The sequence below is a fragment of the Bradyrhizobium sp. SZCCHNS3002 genome (assembly GCF_032377435.1).
GTDB lineage: Bacteria > Pseudomonadota > Alphaproteobacteria > Rhizobiales > Xanthobacteraceae > Bradyrhizobium.
The window spans coordinates 119,233-143,882 of sequence record NZ_JAUHHY010000016.1; the positions used below are offsets into that span (position 1 = coordinate 119,233).

A 24,650-nucleotide genomic window follows, 5' to 3' on the forward strand; every position below is an offset into this window, starting at 1 on the left:
GGGGAGGGGAGCTTACCGCCGTTGCGGCGGCTGCTGGGGTCGAGAAGCTCAACGCAGCGCGGCGGCAGCTGCCTCACGCCACCTTCGGAGCCAGCTCGCCCTTGGCGTAGCGCTTGGCCATCTCGGCCGTGGTCAGCACGCGCTTGATCTTGGAGGCCTGGCCGGCGGTGTTGAACTCCTGCAGGCGCTGCTTGCACAGCTTGGCCATCGCCTCCATCGCCGGCTTCAGGTACTTGCGCGGATCGAATTCCTCCGGGTGCTCCGACAGAACTTTCCGGATCTGGCCGGTCATCGCCATGCGGTTGTCGGTGTCGATGTTGATCTTGCGCACGCCGTTCTTGATGCCGCGCTGAATCTCGCTGACCGGCACGCCCCAGGTCGGCTTCATCCTGCCGCCATAGGCGTTGATGATCTCCTGCAGGTCCTGCGGCACCGAGGACGAGCCGTGCATCACGAGATGCGTGTTCGGCAGCTTGCGATGGATCTCCTCGATCACGTTCATGGCGAGGATGTCGCCGTCGGGCTTGCGCGTGAATTTGTAGGCGCCGTGCGAGGTGCCCATCGCGATCGCGAGCGCGTCGACCTGGGTCTCACGCACGAACTTCACGGCCTCGTCCGGGTTGGTCAGCAGCTGGTCGTGCGACAGCTTGCCTTCGGCACCGTGGCCGTCCTCCTTGTCGCCCATGCCGGTCTCGAGCGAGCCGAGCACGCCGAGCTCACCCTCGACCGAGATGCCGCCGAGATGCGCCATGGTGGCGACCGTCTTGGTGACGCCGACATTGTAGTCCCAGTCAGCCGGCGTCTTGCCGTCGGCCTTCAGTGATCCGTCCATCATCACCGAGGTGAAGCCGGACTGGATCGCGGTCATGCAGGTGTCGGGACCGTTGCCATGGTCGAGATGCACGCACACCGGAATGTGCGGATAGATCTCGGTGACCGCGTCCATCATGTGCTTGAGCATGACGTCGTTGGCATAGGAGCGGGCGCCGCGCGAGGCCTGGATGATCACCGGAGCGTCGACCGCATTGGCCGCCTCCATGATCGCCAGTGCCTGCTCCATGTTGTTGATGTTGAAGGCCGGGACGCCGTAGTCATTTTCCGCCGCGTGGTCGAGCAATTGACGCAACGTGATACGAGCCATGGCTGGAACTCCCTGATTAAGAATTGGACCGTGCGGCAGGATGCGCACGTGTCGAAACTGCTGCACCGTGCATAACGCGGTGGTCGGGAGATTCCAAGGGTTGCGGGCGACGCAGGCCACCAGACCGCGCTGTCAGCGGCCATTCATAGGTTATCAGCCAAATCCGTCGCAACGGACAGCACGTAAGAGCTGGCTCAGCTCTTCCTGGCTTCGAGAGCCGCGATGCGCTCTTCGACCTCGGTGACACGCTCGTCGAAGTCGCTGGCGGCCGCGCGCATCATGACCAGCATGCCGGCGGAATCACGCCGCTGCTTGCGGATCAAGGTTTCCAAGCTATCGAGCCGCGTCTCGGTCGATTGTCTGAACTGTCCAAACTCCGATCGGAACGCAGCAATGCTCTCCTGAATCTTGATCAGGATCGAGTGCACGGCGTCTGTCGGAGTGTCAGCCATGAATGGAACATAACAGAAACATCCATGGCCGACAAGCTCTGAGGATCAGGCCTTCAGCACTTCCACGCCCGGCAGCGGCTTGCCTTCCATCCATTCCAGGAAGGCGCCGCCGGCGGTCGAGACGTAGCTGAAGTCGGCGGCCACGCCGGCCTGGTTGAGGGCCGCGACGGTATCGCCGCCGCCGGCCACCGAGACCAGCTTCTTGGTCTTGGTGCGTTCCGCTGCGTGCTTGGCGGCGACCATCGTGCCGCGGTCGAACGGCGTCAGCTCGAAGGCGCCGAGCGGACCGTTCCAGACCAGCGTCGCGGCATCGTCGATCGCGGCATGGATGCGTGCGGTCGATTGCGGGCCGACATCGAGGATCATGCTGTCCGGCGGGATCGCGTCGAGGCCATAGGCGAAGGACGGCGAGTTGGCTGCGAAGTGATAGGAGACGGTCGCGTCCACCGGCAGGATGATGGCGCAGTTCGAGGCTTCCGCCTTCTCCATGATCCTGAGCGCGGTCGCTGCCAGATCCTTCTCGGCCAGGGACTTGCCGATCTGCACGCCCTGGGCATGCAGGAAGGTGTTGGCCATGCCGCCGCCGATCACCAGCGCATCGACCTTGGTGACGAGGTTCTCCAACAGGTCGATCTTGGTCGAGACCTTGGCGCCGCCTACGATCGCGATCACCGGCTTGGCCGGGCGGCCCAGCGCCTTGTCGAGCGCGTCGAGCTCGGCCTGCATGGTGCGGCCGGCATAGGCCGGCAGCTTGTGGCCGAGGCCCTCGGTCGAGGCATGGGCGCGGTGCGCGGCGGAGAAGGCGTCGTTGACCCAGATGTCGCCGAGCTTGGCGAGCTCGGCCACGAAGGCCGGATCGTTCTTCTCTTCCTCTTTGTGGAAGCGCGTGTTCTCCAGGCACAGCACGTCGCCGTCCTTCATTGCGGCGATGGCGGTCGCCGCCGGCTCGCCGATGCAGTCGTCGGCAAAGGCGACCGGGCGCTTGATCACTTGCGAGAGCGCGGCGGCGACCGGCTTCAGCGAGTCCTTGGCGTCGCGGCCCTTCGGCCGGCCGAAATGCGCGAGCAGGATGACCTTGCCGCCCTTGGTGGCGAGCTCATTGATGGTCGGCGCGACGCGCTCCAGGCGCGTGGCGTCGGTGACGTGGCCATTCTCCATGGGGACGTTGAGATCGACGCGCAGCAGCACGCGCTTGCCCTTGGGATCGACGTCGTCGAGGGTGCGGAATTGTTTCATGCGGTGCCTCCCAGGCGTCATGCCCGGCCTTGTGCCGGGCATCCACGTCGTCCTTCTATGGGCGTAAAACGTGGATGGCCGGGACAAGCCCGGCCATGACAGTCAATTTTGTTACAGCAGCTTGCCCATCGCGACGGCGGTGTCGGCCATGCGATTGGAGAAGCCCCACTCGTTGTCGTACCAGGACATCACGCGCACGAGGTTGCCGTTCATGACCTTGGTCTGGTCCATGTGGAACGTCGACGAGTGCGGGTCGTGGTTGAAGTCGATCGAGACGTTGGGCGAATTGGTGTAACCGAGCACGCCCTTGAGCTCCTGCTCGGCGGCGCGCTTGATCGCCTCGTTGATCTCCTTCGGCTCGGTGTTGCGCTTGGCGACGATCTTGAGATCGACCACCGAGACGTTCGGCGTCGGCACGCGGATCGCGACACCGTCGAGCTTGCCCTTCAGCTCCGGCAGCACCAGGCCGATCGCCTTGGCCGCACCGGTCGAGGTCGGGATCATCGACATCGCCGCCGCACGGCCGCGATAGAGATCCTTGTGCATGGTGTCGAGCGTCGGCTGGTCGCCGGTGTAGGCGTGGATCGTGGTCATGAAGCCGGTCTCGATGCCGACGGTGTCGTTCAACACCTTGGCGACCGGCGCCAGGCAGTTGGTGGTGCAGGAGCCGTTGGAGACGACCAGATGCTCCTTGGTCAGCGAGGTGTGGTTGACGCCGTAGACGATGGTGGCGTCGGCGCCGTCGGCCGGGGCCGAGACCAGCACGCGCTTGGCGCCGGCGGTCAGGTGCGCGGAGGCCTTGTCCTTGGAGGTGAAGATGCCGGTGCATTCCAGCGCGATGTCCACGCCGAGATCCTTCCACGGCAGCTTCGACGGATCACGCTCGGCGGTGACCTTGATCTTGCCCTGGCCGATATCGATCGTGTCGCCGTCGACGGTCACGGTGTGCGGGAAGCGGCCATGCACGCTGTCGAAGCGCAGCAGGTGGGCGTTGGTCTCGACCGGGCCGAGATCGTTGATGCCGACCACCACGATGTCCTTGCGGCCCGATTCCGCGATGGCGCGCAGAACGTTGCGGCCGATGCGGCCAAACCCGTTGATCCCGACCCGGACTGCCATTTTCGTCTCCTTCAATGACGTTTATCGTTCAATGACGTTTCTCGTCCCTCGTAGCCGGCCCCTGGCAAGGGCTCTACGAGGGTTTGGACCTGTTGACGCCCGGTTCTGCCGGGCGGGAGCGGACGATATGGCCCTTTCGTAGTCCTTTTTTTGCGCTCGCTCAACCGTCGCGAATCAGGGATCCGCCAGCGCGGCTGTCCGGTCGCTCAGACGTGATGGACGGCCGCGCGGGGGACCGAAGGCCTTACGCCAGCCGCTGTACGGCGGCCTCGACAGCCGCCTCGGCGGTGATGCCGAAATGCTTGTAGAGCTCCTTGGCCGGGCCGCTCTCGCCGAACGAATGCATGCCGATGAAGATGCCATCCTGGCCGATGACCGCGTCCCAGCCCCAGCGCACCGCGGCCTCGATGGCGATCTTGACCGGCGCCTTGCCGATGATCGCGGCCCGGGTCTCGGCCGGCTGCTCCAGCAGCAGCTCGAGCGACGGCACCGAGACGACGCGGGCTGGGATGCCACGCTCGGCGAGCTGCTTCTGCGCGGCGACCGCGATCTCGACCTCCGAGCCGGTGGCGAACAGCGACACCTTGGCTTCGCCTTGCGCCGCGACCAGCTCATAGCCGCCGCGGCCGCAGGGATTGTCCGCCGGCGCGGACGTGCGCAGTTGCGGCAGGTTCTGCCGCGTCAGCGCCAGCACGGTCGGGCCGTTGGTGCGGTTCAGCGCCAGCTCCCAGCACTCGGCGGTCTCGACCGCGTCGGCCGGGCGGAAGACGCGCATGTTCGGCATCGCGCGCAGCGCGGCGAGATGCTCGACCGGCTGATGCGTCGGGCCGTCCTCGCCGAGGCCGATGGAGTCGTGGGTCAGCACGTAGACGACGCCGGCGCCCATCAGCGCCGACAGGCGCATTGCGCCGCGCGCGTAGTCCGAGAACACCAGGAAGGTGGCGCCGTTCGGCGCGAAGCCGCCATGCAGGAAGATGCCGTTCATGCACGCCGCCATGCCGTGCTCACGGATGCCGTAATGGATGAAGCGGCCCTTCGGCGTCTTGGCCGAGAACGAGGTCGCGGACTTCGCCTTGTTGTTATTGGAGCCGGTGAGGTCGGCCGAGCCCGCCACGAACTCGAACGGCATCGCTGCGGCGATCACCTCGATCGCGGCCTCCGAGGACTTGCGGGTGGCGACGTTGAGCGGGGTCTCCAGCAGCGCCTTCTTGTGGTCCTTCAGCGCCTTCGCCAGCGACGCCGGGCGCTCGTGGCGCAGCCGGCGCTCGAACTCGGCGCGCTTGCGCGGGCCCATCTCGCCGAGCCGGGTCTCCCACTCCGTGCGCGCAGCCGCGCCGCGGCGGCCGGCCTCGCGCCAGGCGGCGAGCACGTCGTCGGGCACCGAGAACGGCTCCAAGGAGATGCCGAGCTTCTCCTTGGCGCCCTTCAGCTCTTCTGCTCCCAGCGCCTCGCCATGCACCTTGGAGGTGCCGGCCTTGGTCGGCGCGCCATAGCCGATCGTGGTCTTGCAGGCGATCAGCGACGGCTTGGAGGACTTCTGCGCCCGCGCGATCGCGGCGGCAATCGCCTCGGGATCATGGCCGTCGATCAGCTCGGCGGCCCAGCCGGCCGACTTGAAGCGCTTCACCTGGTCGACCGAGTCGGCGATCGACAGCGGGCCGTCGATCGAGATGCCGTTATCGTCCCACAGCACGATCAGCTTGTTGAGCTTCCAGTGCCCGGCCATCGCGATCACTTCCTGGGAGATGCCCTCCATCAGGTCGCCGTCGGAGGCCAGCACGTAGGTGTGGTGGTCGACGATCTTCTTGCCGTATTCCGCCTGCAGCATCTTCTCGGCCAGCGCCATGCCGACCGCGGTGGAGATGCCCTGGCCGAGCGGGCCGGTGGTGGTCTCGATGCCCTTGGTGCGGAAATTCTCCGGATGGCCGGGGGTCAGCGAATCGACCTGGCGGAAGCGCTTGATCTGGTCGAGCGTCATCTCCTCGTTGCCGGTCAGATACAGCAGCGCGTAGAGCAGCATCGAGCCGTGGCCGGCCGAGAGCACGAAGCGATCGCGGTCCGGCCAGGCGGGCGCCGCCGCATCGTATTTCAGGACGCGGGTGAACAGCACGGTGGCGACGTCGGCGGCGCCCATCGGCAGGCCGGGATGGCCCGATTTCGCCTTTTCGACGGCATCCATTGCGAGCGCGCGGATGGCGTTGGCCATGCGGGAATGATCGACCTGCGTCATGCTGGAATCCGTCCAAACGTGAAATGCTGATGACAGGGACGCCGCCGGTATTGCTGGCGGGCCGGGATTTTGCGGGCTGATTAGCACCTCGGTTCCGGGAATCAAAGGCAATGCAACGTCCCGGACGTCCCAAAAGTTGCTTAGTAGTGCATAGTTTCGGCCGAGCGTTGCGCTCGGCTCGCCCAGCACGTAAGATTTTGCCCGTAACCGCTTGCCGGACAGCGCTTTTGTCGCGTCCCGCTTGCTCCGAGGGCCTCGCATCCGCGCCATGAACGATCACCCTGCCAATCTTGCCGGCCAGGTGGAACCCGGCGCCGCCGATCTCGAGGCGGCGACGCGGCGACTGATGACGGCACTCGACGCGCTGGAGAGCGCGGTCGAGCGGCGGCGTGAGGCGGATCGTGACGAGGACGAGCTGGCGACGCGTATCCAGGCGCTCGGCGCCGACCGCTCGCGTCTCGCCGACGAGCTCGACGGCTCCCTGATGAAGACGCGCCGGCTCGAGCGCACCAATCGCGAGATCGCCGAACGTCTGGACACCGCGATCGGCACCATCCGCGCCGTGCTCGCTGGCGGCGACGGGCAGGGCGCCGCTGAAGACGATGAGGACGAGGAATGAGCCACATCAACGTCACCATCAACGGCCGCCAATATCGCATGGCGTGCGAGGAGGGCCAGGAGCTCAGGCTGCTGAAGCTCGCGGAGAGTCTGGAATCGCGCATCACCAATCTGCGCGGCAAGTTCGGCGAGATCGGCGACGCCCGCCTGACCGTGATGGCTGCGCTCACCGTGTGCGATGAGCTGATCGACGCCAATCAGCGCGTGCAGATGCTGGAGCAGGAGCTGGAAGGCCTGCGCAACGTGCGCAACCAGGCGAGCGACCGCGCCCGCGCCACGCAAGTCGCGGTGGCCAAGGCGTTGAACGCCGCCGCCGAGCGCATCGAGCGCACCACGCAGGTGTTGAACCGCACCATCGGCGGCGGTGTGGCGATTGGGTGAAGTGAGTTGTCGTTTACTCTTCAGGCGCAGTTGCCGAATAGTCGATAGCAACGGGCCGCCCTTGGTAGATACCCCAATTTTGAGGTCCGGGTTCGAACGGACACTCGGCCCATTCACGATAATGCTCGTTGAGTTGCAATAGCGACATCGGCGTTCGTAATTTTTGGGCTGCAGCCATAATCAACAGTAATCCATTGGGCGATACCCAGATTGCCGGACAAAGCGATTTACGCTGTTGCTCCGTGCAACTCCGATACAAGTGCGCTTCGAATTGATTGCAGCGGCGTCCGTATTTGTTCCGCGCAAACTTAAAGGCCCATGGCCCGAACACGACCACCGGCGATCTGTTGGCTCCAGACCGTGATATCTTGATCAAACTGCGGTCCTCTTACTTCGTCGCCATCGCCGTGGAATAAGTATTGGTGCACAAGCGCAACCTACGCCTCTAGCGACAACGCTCATAGCCGTAGGATGGGCAAAGGCGCGAACGACGGTGTTGCGTCAGACATGGATGCATCGTGCGCCGTGCCCACCGCCTTCCATCGGTGGTGCGGATGGTGGGCACGCCGCGTTCAGGCAACCGACTAAGACAATGCAGGGCACGGGCGGCGCCTTTGCCCACCCTACGCAGTCTCGCTCACATCTGCGCAAGCTGCGCCTCGATCGCCGCCTTATCGATCACCGACCACACCTCCGCGATCCTGCCGTCGCGGAATTCGTAGAACACGTTCTCCGTGAAGGCGACCCGCCGGCCGTTGACCGGCAGCCCGAGAAACGCGCCACGCGGCATGCAGTCGAAATCCAGCCGGCTCGCGACGCGCGGCGGGTCGGATAGCAGCAGGCCGATGTTGAAACGAAGGTCGGGGATGTCGGCGAAGTTGCCGATCAGCATGTCGCGATAGCCGGCAAGTCCGATCTGCCGGCCGTTGTGGACGACATGCTCGTGCACGAAATCGCCGAGCACCGGCCATGCCTGCGCATTCAGGCACACGATGTAGGCGCGATAGTGATTGGCGAGTTCGGGTCCGGTCATGGCGCTGGGTCCGTTCGAACGAGAGCAGGCAACCTCTCGCAAGGGCAACGGTTCCGACCAGAAATCAAAGACCTTCCAAGATCAGCGCGATGGTCTCCAACGGCAATGCAGCAGCCACTGCGCCGATGACCAGGCCGACGAGGCCGAGGACGACGGCAGCGATCCAGCCCCCCGAATGAAAGCCGACGGTTGCACCGGCGAGGGCTCCCGTCGCGAGCGTACAAAGGGCCCAGAGCGTGTGAAGGATGAGTCCGATCGTCCTCAGCATGCGTGACCTCGCGCATCAGCGGTCTCACCCGTCCCCATTGATTGGTCTCGCCGGCCTCCCGCTGTGCGGCAGCGAACAGATCACATCGTCGCGATGCGGTCGTGTTGCGAGCGCTTGTCGTTCGCTGCGTGCTGCCCTACTGCTTGGGGAGGCGGACATCATCGAATCCCGTGACCACAAGCGGGATCGTGTTCGCGTCAGGGAGGTGTTCTTGAACAAGCTGATCCTCGCGGCGGCCGCCGCAGCCTTCACCGCGCTCGCGACTCCGCTCGCCGCCGCGCCCTTGCCCGAGGCCAGGCCCGACGAAGTCGGCTTCTCGCAGGCGGGTCTCGCCCGCATGGATGATTTCTTCGCCCGCGAGATCGCGGCCAAGCGCGTCCCCGGCGCGGTGGTGGCGATCGCGCGTGACGGCAAGCTCGTGCACTACAAGGCCTACGGCCAGCTCGATCCGGTGAAGGGCACGCCGATGCCGCTCGACGCGATCTTCGCCCTGGCCTCGATGACCAAGCCGATGACCGCGGTGGCGGGGCTGACGCTGATGGAGCAGGGGCGACTGCCGTTGCAGGCCAGGCTCGCCGACTACTATCCGGCCTTCGCCGACATGAAGGTCGGCGTCACCCAGGAGAACGGCGCGCTGCTGCTGGTGCCGCAGGCCCGCCCCATCCTGATCCACGATCTCTACCGCCACACTTCGGGCCTGATGTATGGCGGCCGGCCGGACAGCTCGAGCCCGGTGGCGCGGCTCTATCCCGACGGCACCGCGCCTGCGATCGAGGGCGACACCCAGGCCTTCATCGAGCGCATCACCAAGCTGCCGCTGGCGCACCAGCCTGGCACGCAGTTCGAATACGGCTTCTCCATCGACGTGCTCGGCGCGGTGATCGAGAAGGTCAGCGAGCAGCGGCTCGGCGAATATCTTTCAGCCAATGTCTGGAAGCCGCTCGGCATGGTCGACGCGACCTTCGCGCCGACCGACGCACAACGCCCGCGGCTGGCGCATCCGTTTCCGAACAATCCGCTGACCGGCAAGCCGCAGGCGATCAAGCTGCTGGATACGCCGACGAAGTCGGACTGCGGCGGCGCCTGCTCCTTCGCCACCATCGGCGACTACGTCCGCTTCGGCCAGATGCTGCTCAATGGCGGCGAGCTCGATGGCGCGCGCATCCTGAGTCCGAAGACGGTGCACCACATGACCTCCAACCATCTCGGGCCGGAAATCAAGAACACCGTCGCCAATGTCGAGCCGCATCGCGCCGGCTTCAGCTTCGGGCTCGGCGTCGCGGTGCGCGTCAGCGAGGGCCTCTCGGCCGTGCCCGGCAATCCCGGCGAGTTCAGCTGGAACGGCGCCTATGGCACGCAGTTCTTCTGCGACCCGAAGGAGCGCCTCGTCGTGGTGGTCGGCACCGCGGCGCCCGGCGACCTGCGCAAATATTATCGCGAGCAGGTGCAGGACATCGTGTACGGCGCGATGGTGAGGTAAGATAGCGCATGCTGACAATCCATCATCTGGGGAAGTCCCAATCCGAGCGCATCGTCTGGCTCTGCGAGGAGCTGGCGATCCCATACGAGCTGAAATGCTACACGCGCGACGCCAGGACGGTCCTGGCGCCCGCGGAGTACAAGGCGCTGCACCCGATCGGCGCCGCGCCGGTCATTACCGACGGCGATCTGGTGCTCGCCGAATCCGGCGCCGTTGTCGACTACATCATCTCCAAATACGGCCAGGGCCGGCTGCGGCCAGACCCCGATGATCCGAACTTCGCGCCATTCCTCTACTGGTTCCACTTCGCCAACGGCACCTTGCAGGCGGCGATGGGCCGGCTGATGATCCTCAACCGTCTCGATCTGCCCGACGACAATCCCATGCTCGGCGCGATGCGGGCGCGGGTCGATCGCGCCTTCGCGGCCGTCGAGGCGCGCTGCGGCGAGGCGGACTACCTGGCGGGGGCGGCGCTCACCACCGCCGACATCATGACCGTGTTCTCGCTGACGACGATGCGCTACTTCCTGCCTTACGATCTCAGCCCCTTCCCCAACATCCGCGCCTATCTGTCACGCATCGCCGCCCGCCCGGCCTATCAGCGGGCGATGGAGAAGGGCGATCCGGGGATGAAGTTGTTGTTGAGTTGATTGCAAGCAAGTTTGCGCGATCGCTCACGCGGCTGGCTCGGTGTACCTCGCCCCGCTTGCGGGGAGAGGTCGGATTGCATCGTCAGATGCAATCCGGGTCAGGGGGTACAGGTCTCACCAAGGACGCTCCCTGCGCGTCTGCCCCAACTCACACTTCCCGTGTGGCGGCCGCTCACCCCAACCCTCTCCCCGTAAGAACGGGGAGAGGGAGCCGACTGCCCGAGCCGCTATTGGCGGTCCCCCTCATCTCTGCCGCTTGCGGCTCCAGTCCAGGAACGAGCGATACAGCTCCTCCTTCTCCGCCTTCGAGGTCGGCGCCTTGGCCTGCGATTCGAGAAACGCCTCGAAGCGGTCCTGTTGCGAGAGACCGCCGGTCGCGGCGGGCGCCAGGCCGACATTGGCCTCCTTCTTCATCCGTTCCAGCACGGCGTCGACATACGGATAGCGCTGCCAGCCCGGCACCTGGGCCTCGAGATTGAGATCCTTCCAGCCCGGATGGAACGGCGGCTGCTGCAGCCGCGCGAGGTTGGTGAACAGCGTGTCGACGAAGCGGTTGACGCGGTCGGCGCGGTCGCTGCCCGGCTTCCAGTTGTAGACGGCCAGCACCGACGGCACGGCGATGGTTTCCACGGCGGTGTCAGGTGCGACCAGCCCTGGATAGGTGTCGGCCTTGATGCTGGTCGGATAGTAGAAATCCGAGAATTGCTGCGTGTACGGCACCGGCACGAAGTGGAATCCGGGATCCGCCTTCTTGCCGCTGAACAGCTCGCCGGGCTTGGAGGCGACATAGACCATCGCGGCGATCTCGCCCTTGTGCAGCTTCTCCAGCGCGACAGGGCCACCGACCGCGACCGGCTCTATGTCGATGCCGAGGCGCCGGAAGATCAGCGGGCCGGTGTGGGCGGCGGCGACGCCCGCCGTGCCCACCGCGACCTTCTGGCCCTTCAGGTCCTGCAGCGTCTTGAACTCGTCGCGCGCATAGATGTGCACGTCGGAGATGAAGAAGCGCAGCACGTAGCGGATGCGGTCGTTGATGTTGGAAAGACCGGCCTGCCTGGCGTAGAAGTCGAAGGCGTCGGCATAGGTGATCGCGACGTCGACGCCGCGCAGATAGAGCAGGTCGGCGATGTTCGAGGTGGTGCCGCGCGTCACCATCGGGATCAGGCGCATGTTGTCGCCATCGTCCATCGTCCGCGCCATCTCGCTGGCGAAGCGCACGAAGCCGCCGTCGGGCAGGCCCGCGGCCAGGCCGACGGTCCATTGGTTCATGCGCGTCTTGATGGCGGCTTCGTCCGAGGCGCTCCGCGGCTCGCGGGACTCTGAGACCCGAGGCTCGACGGTCCGCCGTTCCGACGCGCGCGCAGGCTTGATCGAGAGCGGAGCGGCGGACTGCTCTTGCGCGCGCACCGCGCCGACGGGGGTGAGCAAGGCAGCCGAAAGCGTTGCCAGCGCCAGCAGCGCCGGCCGGGCGAGTACTCTGTGCATGTGACTAGTCCCCGATCGCGTCTGCTCGCCATTCCCCCGAGCAGACTGATGACACAGATCAATCCAAGATCGTATCTCAATGAGCCCTAAACCTGGCAGTTTTGGGGCAAGAACTACTTAAGGTTTCAGGTAGCTCCAGCCGCTCTCCTGCAATTCCATCAGCCTCACTGCGCCCGAGGGCACCAGGCTCGCTTCGGCGACGATCGCAATCGGATGTCCTTCGCGTTTCTCCATGCCGCGCTTGGTGATGTTGCAGGCGGAGAATTTGATCTTGGCGGGAAAGCTCAGCTCGGCGATCTGCTTGAGCCGGTCCTTCACCGGCGAGGTATCCTCGCGCAGCATGTTCAGCCCGGGTCCATAGGTGACGAGCTCGATCTCGACCTCCTCGCCCTTCTCCTTGAACGTCTCCATGATGTTGGTGGCGTTGTTGAGCGCCAGATTCATGATCGCCGGATCGTTCTGATCGACCTGGATCGCGACGCGATGGATCTTGACGTCGGCGGCGAGGCCCGCTCCAGCCGGCGCGATCAGCAGCGCGCAGGCGGCCATGACAGTTGTGAGATTGAAGCGCATGCCAGGACTCCGATGTACGATACAGGGCATTGGGATGTGGGCATGATCTGCCACAACCTCAGCTCCCAGTCGATGGGCCTGAATCGTGGCAAGACTATGCGCTGCCGCGGGAGCGCCGTGATGCGGCGAGGAGGGCGGTGATGATGACGGCAATGCCGGAGATGAGAGGGATGTCTGGCATTGATGTGGATGACGATTGGGATTGAAGAGGCGCGATGACCTCCGCCGTCGCCAAGCCCGCCGCTATTTGGTTGCGTCTCGCACCCTCGCCGGATGGATGCCTCTCCGCCAACTGCTTTCCTCTGCCGCACGACGGGCAATCCGCGCATACGCGCCCTGCGCAAACTGCCCGTCGCGTTACGATGTCGCAGGCTGCGTCACTTGTCTCGTCGGGCAAATCAGGCGGATGCTTCCGCTCGTCCTGCTGCCGCATGAGGGGCGTGTCGCGACCGTCACGAGACGTTGGCAGTGGGATGCGATGGGCGTGGATTGCCGCAGCGTGAGTCACATCGCGCGGACGAACGGCGATGCACGTACGGTCAAGTCGCGTGGTCCTGACACCCCGATGCTGGTGTTCCCTTTGCGACGACGCTTGAGGCGTCGCGCGGAGCATGGTGGCCAACAAGCCCGGCGCACCAGGGAGATCGCGAAGCAGCCGTTCCAACCGTCGCGCAGGGAAGGCCGGGTGTTTCCGGCTGCACCTGTGGTACCTGCCGCCTGCATTTTTTGAGCAGGCGGGCCACGGGCGTCAGCCGACGCCCGGCCTTCCCTGTGCCCTCTGTTCACGGAGGGCGATCGAAGTTCAACAGCTCGGGCGCTACGCGCCGCGAGGAGTCGAAGCCATGGCCGACGCCGAATCCACCGTGATCTGCACTGGAATGAAAGGCCCCGCGGCAATCGGCTCAGCAGGGATCAGCCCGGCTGCCGCCACCCCACCGCTGTCGTCGCCCGCGAAAGCGGGCGATCCAGTACGCCGCGGCCTCTCGGCTGAGCCACTGCCGTCACGGCGGACTGGGTCGCCCGGTCAAGCCGGGCGACGACACCGAGGATGGGCGACGGCGTCCCGTCCCAATCCGTCGGCACCGCTGGCAAAATCACCCCGCGATGGTTACATTGCGCCGGCGAGGCTGCGACGCGCGTCCGGAACCAACATATCCCCGGGGCCTTATCGATCCTTTAGGGAACTGTCCCTGGCCAGGTCCGTGGACCTGGACATATGGTGCCCACCTACTTTCGTAGGGAACTCCGGGATCGAGCGTTTCAACGGCGATTGCGGCTTCGCGCTTGTATCTCTCCTCTGTCCCCTTCGAGTCCGTCCCCTTCGAGTCTGTCCCCTTGATTGCCGACCTGCTGCGTTTCTGAGAACGTTGGAGTGCCCGCGTCCGCGCGCTCTTGACGGAGGTCCCGCCGCATGCCGATGAAGGCCGTCCAGCACACCAAGCAGCAGCTGCGGGCTGCAGCGCTGGCCGCGCGCGACGCGCTGAGCGACGAGGCGCGCAGCGCCGCCGCCGAGGCCATCGCGGTGCGCGGGCTGCCCTTCGCGCTGGAGCCGGGCCAGGTGGTCTCGGGCTATGCGCCGATTCGCAACGAGCTCGATCCGGTGCCGCTGATGCGCGTGCTGGCGGCGAAGGGCGCGCGGCTGGCGCTGCCGGTCATCCTGGCGCGCGGCCATTCGCTCTCTTTCCGGGCGTGGTCGCCGGGCGATCGGCTGACATTGGGCTCGCTCGGCATCCCCGAGCCGTCGCCGGTCGCGGCCGAGCTGGTGCCGGACGTGATGCTGGTCCCGCTCGCCGCCTTCGACCGCACCGGCCACCGCATCGGCTATGGCGGCGGCTACTACGACTACACCTTCTCGCACTTGCGGAAGACACATCATCTCATCGGCGTCGGGCTCGGCTTTGCCGTGCAGGAAACCGAGGCCATCCCGGCCTTGGCCCACGACGCGGCGCTGGATTATGTGCTAACCGAGCGCGAGACCTTGGATTTCCGGAGCAATTGAATTGCGAATTCTCTTCGTCGGCGACGTCGTCGGCCGGGCCGGCCGCAGCGCCGTCTCGGACCACCTTCCGGGCTTGATCCGCGATTGGGCGCTCGATCTCGTCATCGTCAATGGCGAGAACGCGGCCGGCGGGTTCGGCATCACCGAGGCGATCTATCAGGAGCTGGTCGATGCCGGCGCCGACGCGGTCACGCTCGGCAACCACTCCTGGGACCAGCGCGAGGCGCTGGTGTTCATCGAGCGCGCGCCGCGCCTGGTGCGTCCCGCGAACTATCCGGCGGGCACGCCCGGCCGTGGTGCCGCGCTGATCGATGCCAAGAACGGCGCCCGCGCGCTGGTGGTCAACGTGCTCGGCCGCGTGTTCATGACGCCGTTCGATGATCCGTTCGCGGCTGTCGGCCGCGAGCTCGGCGCCTGCCCGCTGCGCGAGGCGGCGGATGCTGTTGTGGTCGACGTGCATTGCGAGGCCTCCAGCGAGAAGCAGGGCATGGGCTATTTCTGCGACGGCCGCGCCAGCCTCGTCGTTGGCACCCATACGCATGTGCCAACGGCCGATCACCAGATCCTGCCCGGCGGCACCGCCTACATGACCGATGCCGGCATGACCGGCGATTACGATTCCATCATCGGCATGCAGAAGGACGAGCCGTTGCGGCGCTTCCAGTCGGGCATCCCGTCGGCGCGGTTCGAGCCGGCGACGGGCGAGGCGACGTTGAGCGGGGTGGCGGTCGAGACCGACAACGGCACCGGGCTTGCGATCAAGGTCGCGCCGGTGCGGATCGGCGGCCGGCTGTCGCAGACGAGGCCGGCGTTCTGGGGAGGATGAGAGCCTGCGTCAGGCCTTGAGGCGAAAGCCCATCCGGAACGCGCCCCAATGCCGTCCCTTGATGACGATCGGCGCCGACAGGTCCTTCATCAGCACGAACTGCCCGCCGCCCATGTCGCGGCGGTAGGTCTGCAGCAGAAACGGCTTGTTGCTGGCGGCGGCGACCTTCTTCACCGCGCGGTCGTCGAACAGCCGGCGGTTGCGGCAGTTGGCGTTGTTCCAGACCGGATCGGGCCCCTGCGGCCTGCGGTAGTTCGGATTGTGCGTCGGCAGATAGCCGCCGCGCGCCCAGGCGACGCAGAACACGATGCGCGGGTCGCTGCCCTGGATCGGGTCCTGGATCGCGGGCAGCACGCGGTCGGTGAACTCGACGTAGCGCGTCATGTACTGCTTGGGATTGGTGCCGGGAATCTCGCGATAGCTCTCGTCCATCAGGTCGGCGAGCGTGATCTCGCCGCGATCGATGGCCGCCTCGAAGGTCGCCGAGATCTGCCGCGCGGTGTCGACGACGGTCTTGATCAGCGGCGCGTCCGTGGTCTGTACGCCGCTCTCGGCGATCAGCCCGATCAGCGCCTCGGAATGATCGAGCAGCTTGGCGATCCGGCTGTCGGCCTGCTTGAGCTCGACCGAGGACTGGTCGACGCCCTTGGCGAGCTCGGCAAGCTCGCTGATCACGGCGTCGCAATGCGCGAGGTTGGAGGTCGCGGCCTTCGCCACGCCGTCGATCTCCTGGCCGACGCTGGTGAAGCCGTCCTGGACGCGGACGATGATGCCGCCGATCTGCTGGGCGCCTTCACCCGCTGTCTTGGCGCGCGACGAGGCCTGGCCGCTCTCGCCGAGCAGGCTCTTCACCTGCGAGTCGAGCCCGCGCAGGGTATCGCCGATCTCCTGGGTGGCTTGGCGGGTCGCCTCGGCGAGCGACTTCACCTCGCTCGCGACGACGGCAAAGCCGCGGCCGGCGCTGCCGGCGCGCGCGGCCTCGATGGTGGCGTTGAGCGCCAGCAGGTTGGTCTGCTTGGCGATCGCCTCGATCGCCACCGAGACCTTGGCGACCTGCGACAGCGCATCGCCGACCGAGCCGAGCCGCTGCTCGATGCGCTCGACGGACTCGACCAGTTCGGCGATGTGCCGCACCGCGGTGTCGACCACGTTGCGCGACTGGGTGATGTCGCCGACCGCGGCGGTCGTGGCCGATTGCACCGCCTGCGAGGCGGTGGCGATGTCGTGATTGGCCGCGACCATGGTCTTGGCCGTGGCCTGCAGATGCCCGAACCGCTGCGACTGGTAGCTGACGCGGTTGGCGACCTCCTGGACGTTGCCGGCGACGTCGGCGAGCTCGACGCCAAGGCCGCCGATGCGGTCGGCGATCTCGTCGATCAGCCGCTCGGCGCCGGTGCGCGCGTCGTGACTTTCCAGAATGGCGCGTTGCGCGACCGACATGTCCAGACTCCCGGGCTTGATAGGATCAGAAAATCGCCGCTTGGCTCACAATTTGTAGGCGGTGCGGAAGCCGCCCCAGTGCCGGCCGCGGACGCGGATCGGTACGTCGATTTCGCGCATCATGATGGTGTTGCCGTTGCCCATGTCGCGCGCGTAGCTCTGGATCAGATAGGGCCGCTGGTTGCGCCCGGCCGCGAGCCCGGCCGGATCGTTGAAGATGCGGCGGTTGCGGCTGTTGGCGGTATTGAAGGCGACATCGCCCGGCCGCTGCGGATGCGAATAGATCTTGTTGTGCACCGGCAGATAGCCGTTGCGGTCGATCGCGACGCAGAACGCCAAGCGCTGGTCCTTGGCCAGGAAGGCCTCCTGGAACGCAGGCAGCGCGCGCTCGGCCCAGTCGAGGATCCGGCTGCGATGCTGCTGCGGATTGGTGCCGGGGATCTCGACATAGTTGGTGTCGAACATGTCCTCGATCGTGACCTCGCCGCGCGCGACGGCGCTCTCGAACATCCGGTTCAGCTCGGTGCCGGCTTCCATGGCGCGGGTGACGAACTCGTTGTTCTCCTCGTGCAGCGCCCAGAGCTTGTCCTCGATCTTCTCGCGCAGTTCGGCACTTGGCGCATCGAACCGCGCCTGGGCGCCGGCCTTGACCTGCTCGGTGACGCGCAGGCGGCACGGACCGACGTCCTCCAGCACGGCGTCGAGACGCTCGTTCACGGGCAGGCGGCTGGCATCTGGGCCGGTGATCAGAAGGCCGTCGTTGGAAATCTCATAGACCGGCGCATCGATCGTACGTGCGCCCGACTTGATCTCGAGCTTGAGGTGACAGGGCAGACGCTCGCTGCCGCTGCGCACGGGCCGATCGCCCTGCCGCAGCAGCACGGCGCAGCGCGCCTTCAGCTTCTGGGCGTACATGGTCACGGCGCGCCCGGCGTTCGTGACGCGCTCGCCATAGCTCTCGGCCTGCTGGGTGGCGCTGCCGATGTCGGCGGCGCTGTCGACCACCGAGGATATGAACTGCGAGGCCTGGGCCGCATTGTTCGACATCTCGCCGGTGGTCTGGTTCTGTTCGGCGACGGCGCCGTTGACGTTGGTGAAGACGGGGCGGATCGCCTCGATCGCCTGGGCGATGCGGTGGACGGCGTCGGCCGAGCCGGCGGCGTCCTTCTGCAGTGCCTCGATCTTGCGCGTGATCTCCTCGGTCGCGTTCTGGGTCTGCACGGCGAGGGCCTTGACCTCGGTCGCGACCACCGCGAAGCCGCGGCCGGCCTCGCCGGCGCGGGCGGCCTCGATGGTCGAGTTGAGCGCGAGCAGGGTGGTCTGGCGCGCGATCTGGGAGATCAGGTTGACGACGTTGCCGATCGCCGCCGAGGATTCGCGCAGGCGGTCGACGTTGGCCTGGGCTTCCGTGGCGGCGGCGCTGGCCTGGTCGGCGAGCTGGCCGGCGTCCTGGACCTGGGCACGGATACCGTGGGCGGACTGGGTCACCTTCTCCGCGGCGTGGGCGAACGTCGCCGCCGTTCCTTGCGCGGCGCTGCTGCGCCCGCTCAGCGCATCGGCGCGCTGGCGAATGTCCGTCAGCGTCCCCGCCGTCGCCTCGGCGCCGCTGGCGACCGCATCGGCGGCGCGCTCGAGCTGGCGAATCATGCCGCCGAGTTCCAGCTCCAGCAGGTCGAGAATGGCCTTGGCCGAATCGGCATCCGACGACGTCGGCGGCTCCGGCGCGGCCACCGGCTTCGGTTCGGCCACCGGATCGGGCGCAGAGGGTCGTCTTGCAAGGAAACCAAACGCCATGGGGTGGGCCCCGGTGCGGGTGAAAAGGTGCAGAGGGGCGGGATCGTTGCACTTGACTGTGAAGCCATGGTTAACATTGGCTTATGCTGCAGGGCACCCGTCCGGCTTCCCGAAGAGGGCAGCCACCGCAGAATCCACCTCAAATCTTTGATTTTGCCGATTCCCGGCCTATAAGGCCGCGCTTCCCCCATTGATCCCCTACGATTGCAAGAGACCTCGCATGGCCGGCCATTCCCAATTCAAGAACATCATGCATCGCAAGGGCCGGCAGGATGCGATGAAGTCCAAGCTGTTCGGCAAGCTGGCGCGCGAAATCACCGTCGCCGCCAAGCTCGGCACGCCCGACCCGGCTATGAACCCGCGGCTGCGCGCCGCCGTGGTCGCCGCCCGGGCCGAGAACATGCCCAAGGACAATATCGAGCGGGCCATCAAGAAGGCGCTCGGCGGCGAGGGCGACAATTATGCCGAGATCCGCTACGAGGGCTATGGCCCGGGCGGCGTCGCCGTCATCGTCGAGGCGCTGACCGACAACCGCAACCGCGCCGCCTCCGATATTCGCTCCTATTTCACCAAGTCCGGCGGCAATCTCGGCGAAACGGGTTCGGTCTCGTTCATGTTCGACCGCGTCGGGATCATCGAGTTCGACCGCAGCGTCGCCTCTGACGACGCGGTGCTGGACGCCGCGATCGAGGCCGGCGCGGATGACGTGATCTCGGGCGAGGGCGGCCACGAGGTCTATGCCTCGCCGGACAGTTTCCACGAGGTCGCCAAGAACCTCGAGGCCAAGTTCGGCGAGCCGCGCAAGGCGGCGTTGACCTGGAAGCCGCAGAACACGGTGGCGGTCGACGACGAGACCGGCGAGAAGCTGTTGAAGCTGATGGACCTCCTGAACGAGCACGACGACGTCCAGAACGTCTACGCCAATTTCGAGATTTCGGACGCGCTGATGGCGAAGATGGGCGGTTGACGGACGCTTGACCACGTCGTTCGTGCGTTCCGTTTATGTTTCCATCGGTGCGGCGCAAGGCTATCTCTGAACCCATGAAAGCCCAGCCGATTCGCGCAGCCGTCCGCATCATCGGGATCGATCCTGGCCTCCGCCGCACCGGCTGGGGCGTGATCGAGAGCGAGGGCAACCGCCTGATCTATGTCGGCTGCGGCTCGGTCGAGCCGCCGGACGACCTGCCGCTGGCGAACAGACTTCTCGCCATCCACGAGGGTCTCGCCAAGGTCCTGAATGACTTCCAGCCGCTGGAGGCCGCGGTCGAGCAGACCTTCGTCAACAAGGACGGCGTCGCCACCCTGAAGCTCGGCCAGGCTCGCGGCATCGCGATGCTGGCGCCAGCGATGTTCGGAATTTCGGTCGCCGAATACGCCCCCAACCAGGTCAAGAAGACCGTGGTCGGCGCCGGGCACGCCGACAAGGGCCAGATCGCGGTGATGCTGAAGATCCTGCTGCCGAAGGCCGAGCCGCCGTCGGCCGACGCGGCGGACGCGCTGGCCATCGCGATCACCCATGCCCATCACCGCCAGGGCCAGGCGCTGCGCATGAAGGTGGCCGGGCTATGATCGGCAAGCTGAAGGGGCTGATCGACTCCTATGCCGAGGACTTCGTCATCCTCGATGTCGGCGGCGTCGGCTACCAGGTGCACTGCTCGGCGCGCACCTTGCAGGCCTTGCCGTCGCCCGGTGAAGCCGCCACATTGTCGATCGAGACCTATGTGCGCGAGGACCAGATCAAGCTGTTCGGTTTTCGCTCGGATGTCGAACGGGAATGGTTTCGCCTTTTGCAGACCGTGCAGGGCGTCGGCGCCAAGGTCGCGCTCGCCGTCCTCGGCACTCTGCCGCCGGCCGATCTCGCCAACGCCATTGCGCTGCGCGACAAGGCCGCGGTGGCGCGCACGCCGGGCGTCGGTCCGAAGGTCGCCGAGCGCATCGTGACCGAGCTGAAGGACAAGGCGCCGGCGTTCGCCGATGTCGATCCCGGCGTGGTCCGGCTGTCCGGCGCGATCGAGGAGTCCCGCGCGCCGCAGCCGATTGCGGACGCGATTTCGGCGCTCATCAATCTCGGCTACGGCCAGCCGCAGGCGGCCGCCGCCATCGCCGCCGCCTCGCGTACGGCCGGCGACAAGGCCGAGACCGCCCAACTCATCCGCCTCGGCCTCAAGGAGCTGGCGAAGTAGGTCGCCGCACCGGGCGAGCAGAAGGACAACGATCTTCACCATGGTGAGCAAGAAGGACAAGGAGCTGATCGAGGCGGCCGCATCAGCGGTGAAGAGCCGCTATCGCAACGATTGGCAGGAGGTCGGCGCAGCCATGCGCACGCGCGACGGCCGCATCATCACGGGCGTCAACATCGATGCCTATCTCGGCCGCAACGCCGTCTGCGCCGAGGCCATCGCGATCGGCCGCGCCATCACGGAGTACGGCGACCACGGCATCGAGACCATCGTCGCGGTGCGCCATCCCAAGCCCGGCGAGCCCGGCGAGGTCGCCGTGGTCTCGCCCTGCGGCACCTGCCGCGAGCTGATCCACGACTATGATGCCAAGGCGCGCGTCATCGTGCCGTCGAACGGCAAGGGGCCTGCGGCGGTGACCATCGGCGAGCTGCTGCCGAACAAGTACAGGCGCGGCAACGAATGAAGCCGCCTGCGCGCATGGTCAGTCCGGAGCGGCGCTCCGATGATGTCGGCGACACCGCGCTGCGTCCGCAGCAGCTGTCGGAGTTCGTCGGCCAGCAGCAGGCGCGCGCCAATCTGTCGATCTTCATCGAGGCGGCGCGCAAGCGCGGCGAGGCGCTCGACCATGTGCTGTTCGTCGGCCCGCCCGGCCTCGGCAAGACGACCTTGGCGCAGATCGTGGCGCGCGAGCTAGGTGTCGGCTTCCGCGCTACCTCGGGTCCGGTCATCGCCAAGGCCGGCGATCTCGCGGCGCTGCTGACCAATCTCGAAGAGCGCGACGTGCTGTTCATCGACGAGATCCATCGTCTCAGCCCGGCGGTCGAGGAGGTGCTCTATCCCGCGATGGAGGACTTCCAGCTCGACCTCATCATCGGCGAGGGACCGGCCGCGCGGTCGGTGAAGATCGATCTGTCGAAGTTCACCCTGGTCGGCGCCACCACCCGCGCGGGCCTGCTGACCAATCCGTTGCGTGACCGCTTCGGCATCCCGATCCGCCTGAACTTCTACACCGTCGAGGAGCTCGAAGGCATCGTCACGCGCGGTGCCCGCGTGCTCGGAGTCGGCATGACCGCGGACGGCGCCAACGAGATCGCGCGGCGCGCCCGCGGCACCCCGCGCATCGCCGGCCGGCTGCTGCGCCGTGTGCGTGACTTCGCCTCGGCGGCAAACGCGGACGCGATCGATCGCGCCATCGCCGATCACGCGCTGAGCGCGCTGGAGGTCGATGCCGCCGGGCTGGACGCGATGGACCGGCGCTATCTCTCGACCATCGCGCTGAACTACGGCGGCGGCCCGGTCGGCGTCGAGACCATGGCGGCGGCGCTGTCGGAGCCGCGCGACGCGATCGAGGACATCATCGAGCCCTATCTGATCCAATGCGGCTATCTGCAGCGCACGCCGCGCGGCCGGCTGCTGACCACGCACGCGTTCAAGCATCTCGGCCTGGCCGAGCCGAACCGCGATCCCAGCCAGTTCGGCCTGTTCGGCAATGAGGACGATGATTAACGAAACTGCTGACAATCTGCACAGACGCACCCGAAATCGGTTGCAATGATCAGGGAGAAGGGAGCCGCTGCGAGGAGTTTATCGATGCTGTCACGCCGTCGCTTTCTGTCATTCTCAGGCGGTCTTGCCGCGACCGGTTTTTCGACTGCGACCTATGGCGTCGGCGTCGAGCCGCTCCGTCTCGGCGTCACCGACTATCACATCCATCCGCACAACTGGCCCGCTGGGCTGAGACTGAAGATCGCAGCGATCGCCGATATCCATGCCTGCGATCCGTGGATGTCGCTGGTGCATATCGACGGGATCGTCCAGCGTGCCAATGCGCTGCAGCCGGATCTGATCGTCCTGCTCGGCGACTACGTCGCCGGTCATCGTCATCACATCGGACACATCGATGCCGCCGCCTGGGCGCCGGTGCTCGGCGGCCTGAAGGCGCCGTTGGGCGTGCACGCCATCCTGGGCAATCATGATTATTGGGATGATCGAACCGTGCAGCGCGACGGCCGCGGCGCGCCCTATGCCCAGAAGGCGCTCGAGGCCGCCGGCATTCCCGTCTACGAGAACGACGTCGTGCGCCTCGCCAAGAACGGCCATGCCTTCTGGCTTGCCGGCCTCGGCGATCAGTTGGCCTACATGCCGGCGCGCCGCTTTCGGCCGATGCCACGGATCGGCATCGATGATCTCGCAGGCACGCTGCGCAAGGTGACGGACAGCGCCCCGGTCATTCTGCTGGCGCACGAGCCCGACGTCGCGCTCCGCGTGCCGCCGCGGGTGGCGCTGCAACTGTCGGGGCATACGCATGGCGGCCAGATCCGCCTGCTCGGCTGGTCGCCGGCCGTGCCCGCGCGCAATGGTGTCAATCTGGCCTACGGCCACATCCGCACCCAATGCGACGTGATCGTTTCCGGCGGCCTCGGCTGCAGCATCATGCCAGTCCGGATCGGCATGCCGCCGGAAATCGTGCTGGTCACTGTCGGCAGGGAACCCGTCGAGGTGACGTCCTAGGCTGCTCTCGCCGGCCTGCTCTTGCGCTGGCCGTTGAACTGGGCGAAACGATCGCCATGTCCGGCTATCGAGGGCGTCCCTTGACCCATCATCATCTCGACGGCGAGATCCGCGACGGCCGTCACCACATGCAGGTCCGCGTCTACTACGAGGACACGGATTTCTCAGGCATCGTCTACCACGCCAACTACCTTCGTTTCATGGAGCGCGGCCGTACCAATCACCTGAGGCTGATGGGCGCCGAGCAGCACGCGCTGTTCGCGGAGGCGGCAAGCGAAGCCCCGGGTTTCGCCTTCGTGGTGCGCTCGATGACGCTCGACTTCCTGCGGCCGGCCCGTATGGACGACGTGCTCGACGTCGTCACCTGGCCCGTGGCGGTGAAGGGGGCGTCGATCACGCTGGCGCAGGAGGTCAGGCGCGGCGAGGAGGTGCTCGTCAAGGCCGACGTGAGAGTCGCGTTCATCAGCGGCGGCAGGGCGCAGCCGATACCGAAAGCGCTGCGCGACCTGATGAAGGCGGACATCGCCTAAAGACGTGCTAACGGCGGGGCGGGCGGAGGGATGAAGATGCGCCTGCCGGCGATCGCGACCTCGCCGCCGTCCAGTCGGCCGCGCCATTTGCGCCGCGAACGCGGCGACAGCTCCGAGAATAGGCTATTTCAGCCGAAGGCGGCTGCGACGGAGGGACGTGGCGGCCAACGTCGCTGCCATTGGCATGCTCGCAGTGCTTGCCGCGCCCGTCGCATCGCGCTGAGTCGGACGGGCGTGATCGGAGTTGCCTAGCCCGTCCAGCACTGTCCTCCGCGGAGCAACGTGCGGGACGGACACGCGGCGCCTACGGGCAGAACCAGGCCGGTCCGATCTGCATGCAGCCCCGGCGGTGATGGTCGTGCGGGCGGAAGCGATAGCGGTGCCAGCCGGCAGGAGGACCGTGACGCCGTCCGTCGTGGCCGCGATAGCCGTGACGTCTTTGCTCGTGCTCCCAGCGACCGTCTCCGTTGCCGTGATCCCGCTGCGCAAGGCGCATCGGAGAAGCAGCCGCTTCGCCCTCATCTGCCGCGGCGGCCATCGGCGCCGCCGAGGCTCCGACGGAGCTGACGAGAAGGATGGCGGAGAGTGCAACGATGGTTGCTCGCATCAGGGGCTCCAATTCATTGTCGAGGCTGGGTTGTGCCGGTTGAAGGACGCGGGTCGGCTTGGCTGCACGGCAACGCCGCGCCGGCTTTGCGGATTTC

The 24,650-nt window shown here is 66.5% G+C and carries 25 protein-coding genes and 1 other RNA gene; 14 read left to right on the top strand and 12 right to left on the bottom strand.

The window, feature by feature from the left end; genetic code table 11:
* Nucleotides 1-73: 73 nt before the first annotated feature.
* From fba to tkt, 5 genes are all read right to left on the bottom strand, one after another.
* Nucleotides 74-1,141 (bottom strand): class II fructose-bisphosphate aldolase, encoded by a 1,068-nt coding sequence (gene fba / locus QW845_RS28250; protein WP_315804780.1) that lies wholly within the window; start codon nucleotides 1,139-1,141, stop codon nucleotides 74-76.
* Between the two features lie 194 nt (nucleotides 1,142-1,335).
* Entirely contained in the window at nucleotides 1,336-1,593 is a 258-nt protein-coding gene (locus QW845_RS28255) for a hypothetical protein (RefSeq protein WP_315804781.1), read from the bottom strand.
* Between the two features lie 45 nt (nucleotides 1,594-1,638).
* Nucleotides 1,639-2,829 (bottom strand): phosphoglycerate kinase, encoded by a 1,191-nt coding sequence (locus QW845_RS28260; RefSeq protein ID WP_315804782.1) that lies wholly within the window; start codon nucleotides 2,827-2,829, stop codon nucleotides 1,639-1,641.
* Between the two features lie 111 nt (nucleotides 2,830-2,940).
* Nucleotides 2,941-3,948, bottom strand: a complete 1,008-nt coding sequence (gene gap / locus QW845_RS28265) for a type I glyceraldehyde-3-phosphate dehydrogenase (protein WP_315804783.1) — start codon at nucleotides 3,946-3,948, stop codon at nucleotides 2,941-2,943.
* 244 nt (nucleotides 3,949-4,192) lie between these two features.
* A complete protein-coding gene (gene tkt / locus QW845_RS28270) occupies nucleotides 4,193-6,178 on the bottom strand; it encodes a transketolase (RefSeq protein ID WP_315804784.1) in 1,986 nt (661 codons plus the stop codon).
* Between the two features lie 268 nt (nucleotides 6,179-6,446).
* Between tkt and QW845_RS28275 the strand changes: the two genes are divergently transcribed.
* Complete coding sequence (locus QW845_RS28275) at nucleotides 6,447-6,797, top strand: DUF4164 domain-containing protein (protein ID WP_315804785.1); 351 nt, start codon at nucleotides 6,447-6,449, stop codon at nucleotides 6,795-6,797.
* Nucleotides 6,794-7,177, top strand: coding sequence for a cell division protein ZapA (locus tag QW845_RS28280; protein ID WP_315804786.1), 384 nt, complete (start codon nucleotides 6,794-6,796; stop codon nucleotides 7,175-7,177). The genes QW845_RS28275 and QW845_RS28280 overlap by 4 nt, the downstream gene beginning before the upstream one ends.
* 637 nt (nucleotides 7,178-7,814) lie before the next feature.
* On the opposite strand, the gene QW845_RS28285 is transcribed toward QW845_RS28280, so the two are convergent.
* On the bottom strand, nucleotides 7,815-8,210 hold the full coding sequence (locus QW845_RS28285; protein WP_315804787.1) for an ester cyclase: 396 nt from the start codon (nucleotides 8,208-8,210) through the stop codon (nucleotides 7,815-7,817).
* Nucleotides 8,211-8,274: 64 nt separating this feature from the next.
* Nucleotides 8,275-8,478: a hypothetical protein gene (locus tag QW845_RS28290; protein WP_315804788.1), complete on the bottom strand. Its 204-nt coding sequence runs from the start codon at nucleotides 8,476-8,478 to the stop codon at nucleotides 8,275-8,277.
* A gap of 211 nt (nucleotides 8,479-8,689) precedes the next feature.
* On the opposite strand from QW845_RS28290, the gene QW845_RS28295 reads away from it, so the two are divergent.
* Nucleotides 8,690-9,958 carry a serine hydrolase domain-containing protein gene (locus QW845_RS28295; protein ID WP_315804789.1) on the top strand — a complete coding sequence of 423 codons (1,269 nt, stop codon included), beginning with the start codon at nucleotides 8,690-8,692 and terminating at the stop codon, nucleotides 9,956-9,958.
* A gap of 8 nt (nucleotides 9,959-9,966) precedes the next feature.
* Entirely contained in the window at nucleotides 9,967-10,608 is a 642-nt protein-coding gene (locus QW845_RS28300; protein ID WP_315804790.1) for a glutathione S-transferase family protein, read from the top strand.
* Between the two features lie 243 nt (nucleotides 10,609-10,851).
* Here QW845_RS28300 and QW845_RS28305 read toward each other — a convergent pair whose 3' ends face one another.
* Nucleotides 10,852-12,093 carry a TAXI family TRAP transporter solute-binding subunit gene (locus QW845_RS28305; protein WP_315804791.1) on the bottom strand — a complete coding sequence of 414 codons (1,242 nt, stop codon included), beginning with the start codon at nucleotides 12,091-12,093 and terminating at the stop codon, nucleotides 10,852-10,854.
* A 117-nt stretch (nucleotides 12,094-12,210) separates the two neighbouring features.
* The gene (locus QW845_RS28310) at nucleotides 12,211-12,666 is read right to left on the bottom strand and encodes a DsrE family protein (protein ID WP_315804792.1); all 456 of its coding nucleotides are present in this window, start codon (nucleotides 12,664-12,666) and stop codon (nucleotides 12,211-12,213) included.
* Nucleotides 12,667-13,787: 1,121 nt separating this feature from the next.
* Between QW845_RS28310 and ssrS the strand changes: the two genes are divergently transcribed.
* From ssrS to QW845_RS28325, 3 genes are all read left to right on the top strand, one after another.
* A non-coding RNA gene (gene ssrS / locus QW845_RS28315) (6S RNA) lies at nucleotides 13,788-13,949 on the top strand.
* Between the two features lie 134 nt (nucleotides 13,950-14,083).
* Nucleotides 14,084-14,665 carry a 5-formyltetrahydrofolate cyclo-ligase gene (locus QW845_RS28320; RefSeq protein WP_315804845.1) on the top strand — a complete coding sequence of 194 codons (582 nt, stop codon included), beginning with the start codon at nucleotides 14,084-14,086 and terminating at the stop codon, nucleotides 14,663-14,665.
* Between the two features lies 1 nt (nucleotide 14,666).
* Nucleotides 14,667-15,491, top strand: coding sequence for a TIGR00282 family metallophosphoesterase (locus QW845_RS28325; RefSeq protein ID WP_315804793.1), 825 nt, complete (start codon nucleotides 14,667-14,669; stop codon nucleotides 15,489-15,491).
* A 9-nt stretch (nucleotides 15,492-15,500) separates the two neighbouring features.
* On the opposite strand, the gene QW845_RS28330 is transcribed toward QW845_RS28325, so the two are convergent.
* A complete protein-coding gene (locus QW845_RS28330) occupies nucleotides 15,501-16,931 on the bottom strand; it encodes a methyl-accepting chemotaxis protein (protein WP_315804794.1) in 1,431 nt (476 codons plus the stop codon).
* 45 nt (nucleotides 16,932-16,976) lie between these two features.
* On the bottom strand, nucleotides 16,977-18,725 hold the full coding sequence (locus QW845_RS28335; protein WP_315804795.1) for a methyl-accepting chemotaxis protein: 1,749 nt from the start codon (nucleotides 18,723-18,725) through the stop codon (nucleotides 16,977-16,979).
* 220 nt (nucleotides 18,726-18,945) lie between these two features.
* Here QW845_RS28335 and QW845_RS28340 point away from each other — a divergent pair, with 220 nt between their 5' ends.
* The 7 genes from QW845_RS28340 (at nucleotide 18,946) to ybgC (ending at nucleotide 23,946) form a co-directional block, all read left to right on the top strand.
* A complete protein-coding gene (locus tag QW845_RS28340) occupies nucleotides 18,946-19,692 on the top strand; it encodes a YebC/PmpR family DNA-binding transcriptional regulator (RefSeq protein WP_315804796.1) in 747 nt (248 codons plus the stop codon).
* Between the two features lie 74 nt (nucleotides 19,693-19,766).
* Complete coding sequence (gene ruvC, locus QW845_RS28345; RefSeq protein ID WP_012046730.1) at nucleotides 19,767-20,294, top strand: crossover junction endodeoxyribonuclease RuvC; 528 nt, start codon at nucleotides 19,767-19,769, stop codon at nucleotides 20,292-20,294.
* Nucleotides 20,291-20,908, top strand: a complete 618-nt coding sequence (gene ruvA, locus QW845_RS28350) for a Holliday junction branch migration protein RuvA (RefSeq protein ID WP_315804797.1) — start codon at nucleotides 20,291-20,293, stop codon at nucleotides 20,906-20,908. The genes ruvC and ruvA overlap by 4 nt, the downstream gene beginning before the upstream one ends.
* A 40-nt stretch (nucleotides 20,909-20,948) precedes the next feature.
* Nucleotides 20,949-21,368 carry a cytidine deaminase gene (locus tag QW845_RS28355; RefSeq protein WP_315804798.1) on the top strand — a complete coding sequence of 140 codons (420 nt, stop codon included), beginning with the start codon at nucleotides 20,949-20,951 and terminating at the stop codon, nucleotides 21,366-21,368.
* A complete protein-coding gene (gene ruvB / locus QW845_RS28360) occupies nucleotides 21,365-22,411 on the top strand; it encodes a Holliday junction branch migration DNA helicase RuvB (protein ID WP_315804799.1) in 1,047 nt (348 codons plus the stop codon). Before QW845_RS28355 ends, ruvB begins: the two co-directional genes overlap by 4 nt.
* Nucleotides 22,412-22,495: 84 nt before the next feature.
* Nucleotides 22,496-23,416 (top strand): metallophosphoesterase, encoded by a 921-nt coding sequence (locus QW845_RS28365; RefSeq protein ID WP_315804800.1) that lies wholly within the window; start codon nucleotides 22,496-22,498, stop codon nucleotides 23,414-23,416.
* A 56-nt stretch (nucleotides 23,417-23,472) separates the two neighbouring features.
* Nucleotides 23,473-23,946: a tol-pal system-associated acyl-CoA thioesterase gene (gene ybgC, locus QW845_RS28370; RefSeq protein ID WP_315804801.1), complete on the top strand. Its 474-nt coding sequence runs from the start codon at nucleotides 23,473-23,475 to the stop codon at nucleotides 23,944-23,946.
* A 304-nt stretch (nucleotides 23,947-24,250) separates the two neighbouring features.
* Here ybgC and QW845_RS28375 read toward each other — a convergent pair whose 3' ends face one another.
* Complete coding sequence (locus tag QW845_RS28375) at nucleotides 24,251-24,553, bottom strand: hypothetical protein (protein ID WP_315804802.1); 303 nt, start codon at nucleotides 24,551-24,553, stop codon at nucleotides 24,251-24,253.
* Nucleotides 24,554-24,650: the final 97 nt, after the last annotated feature.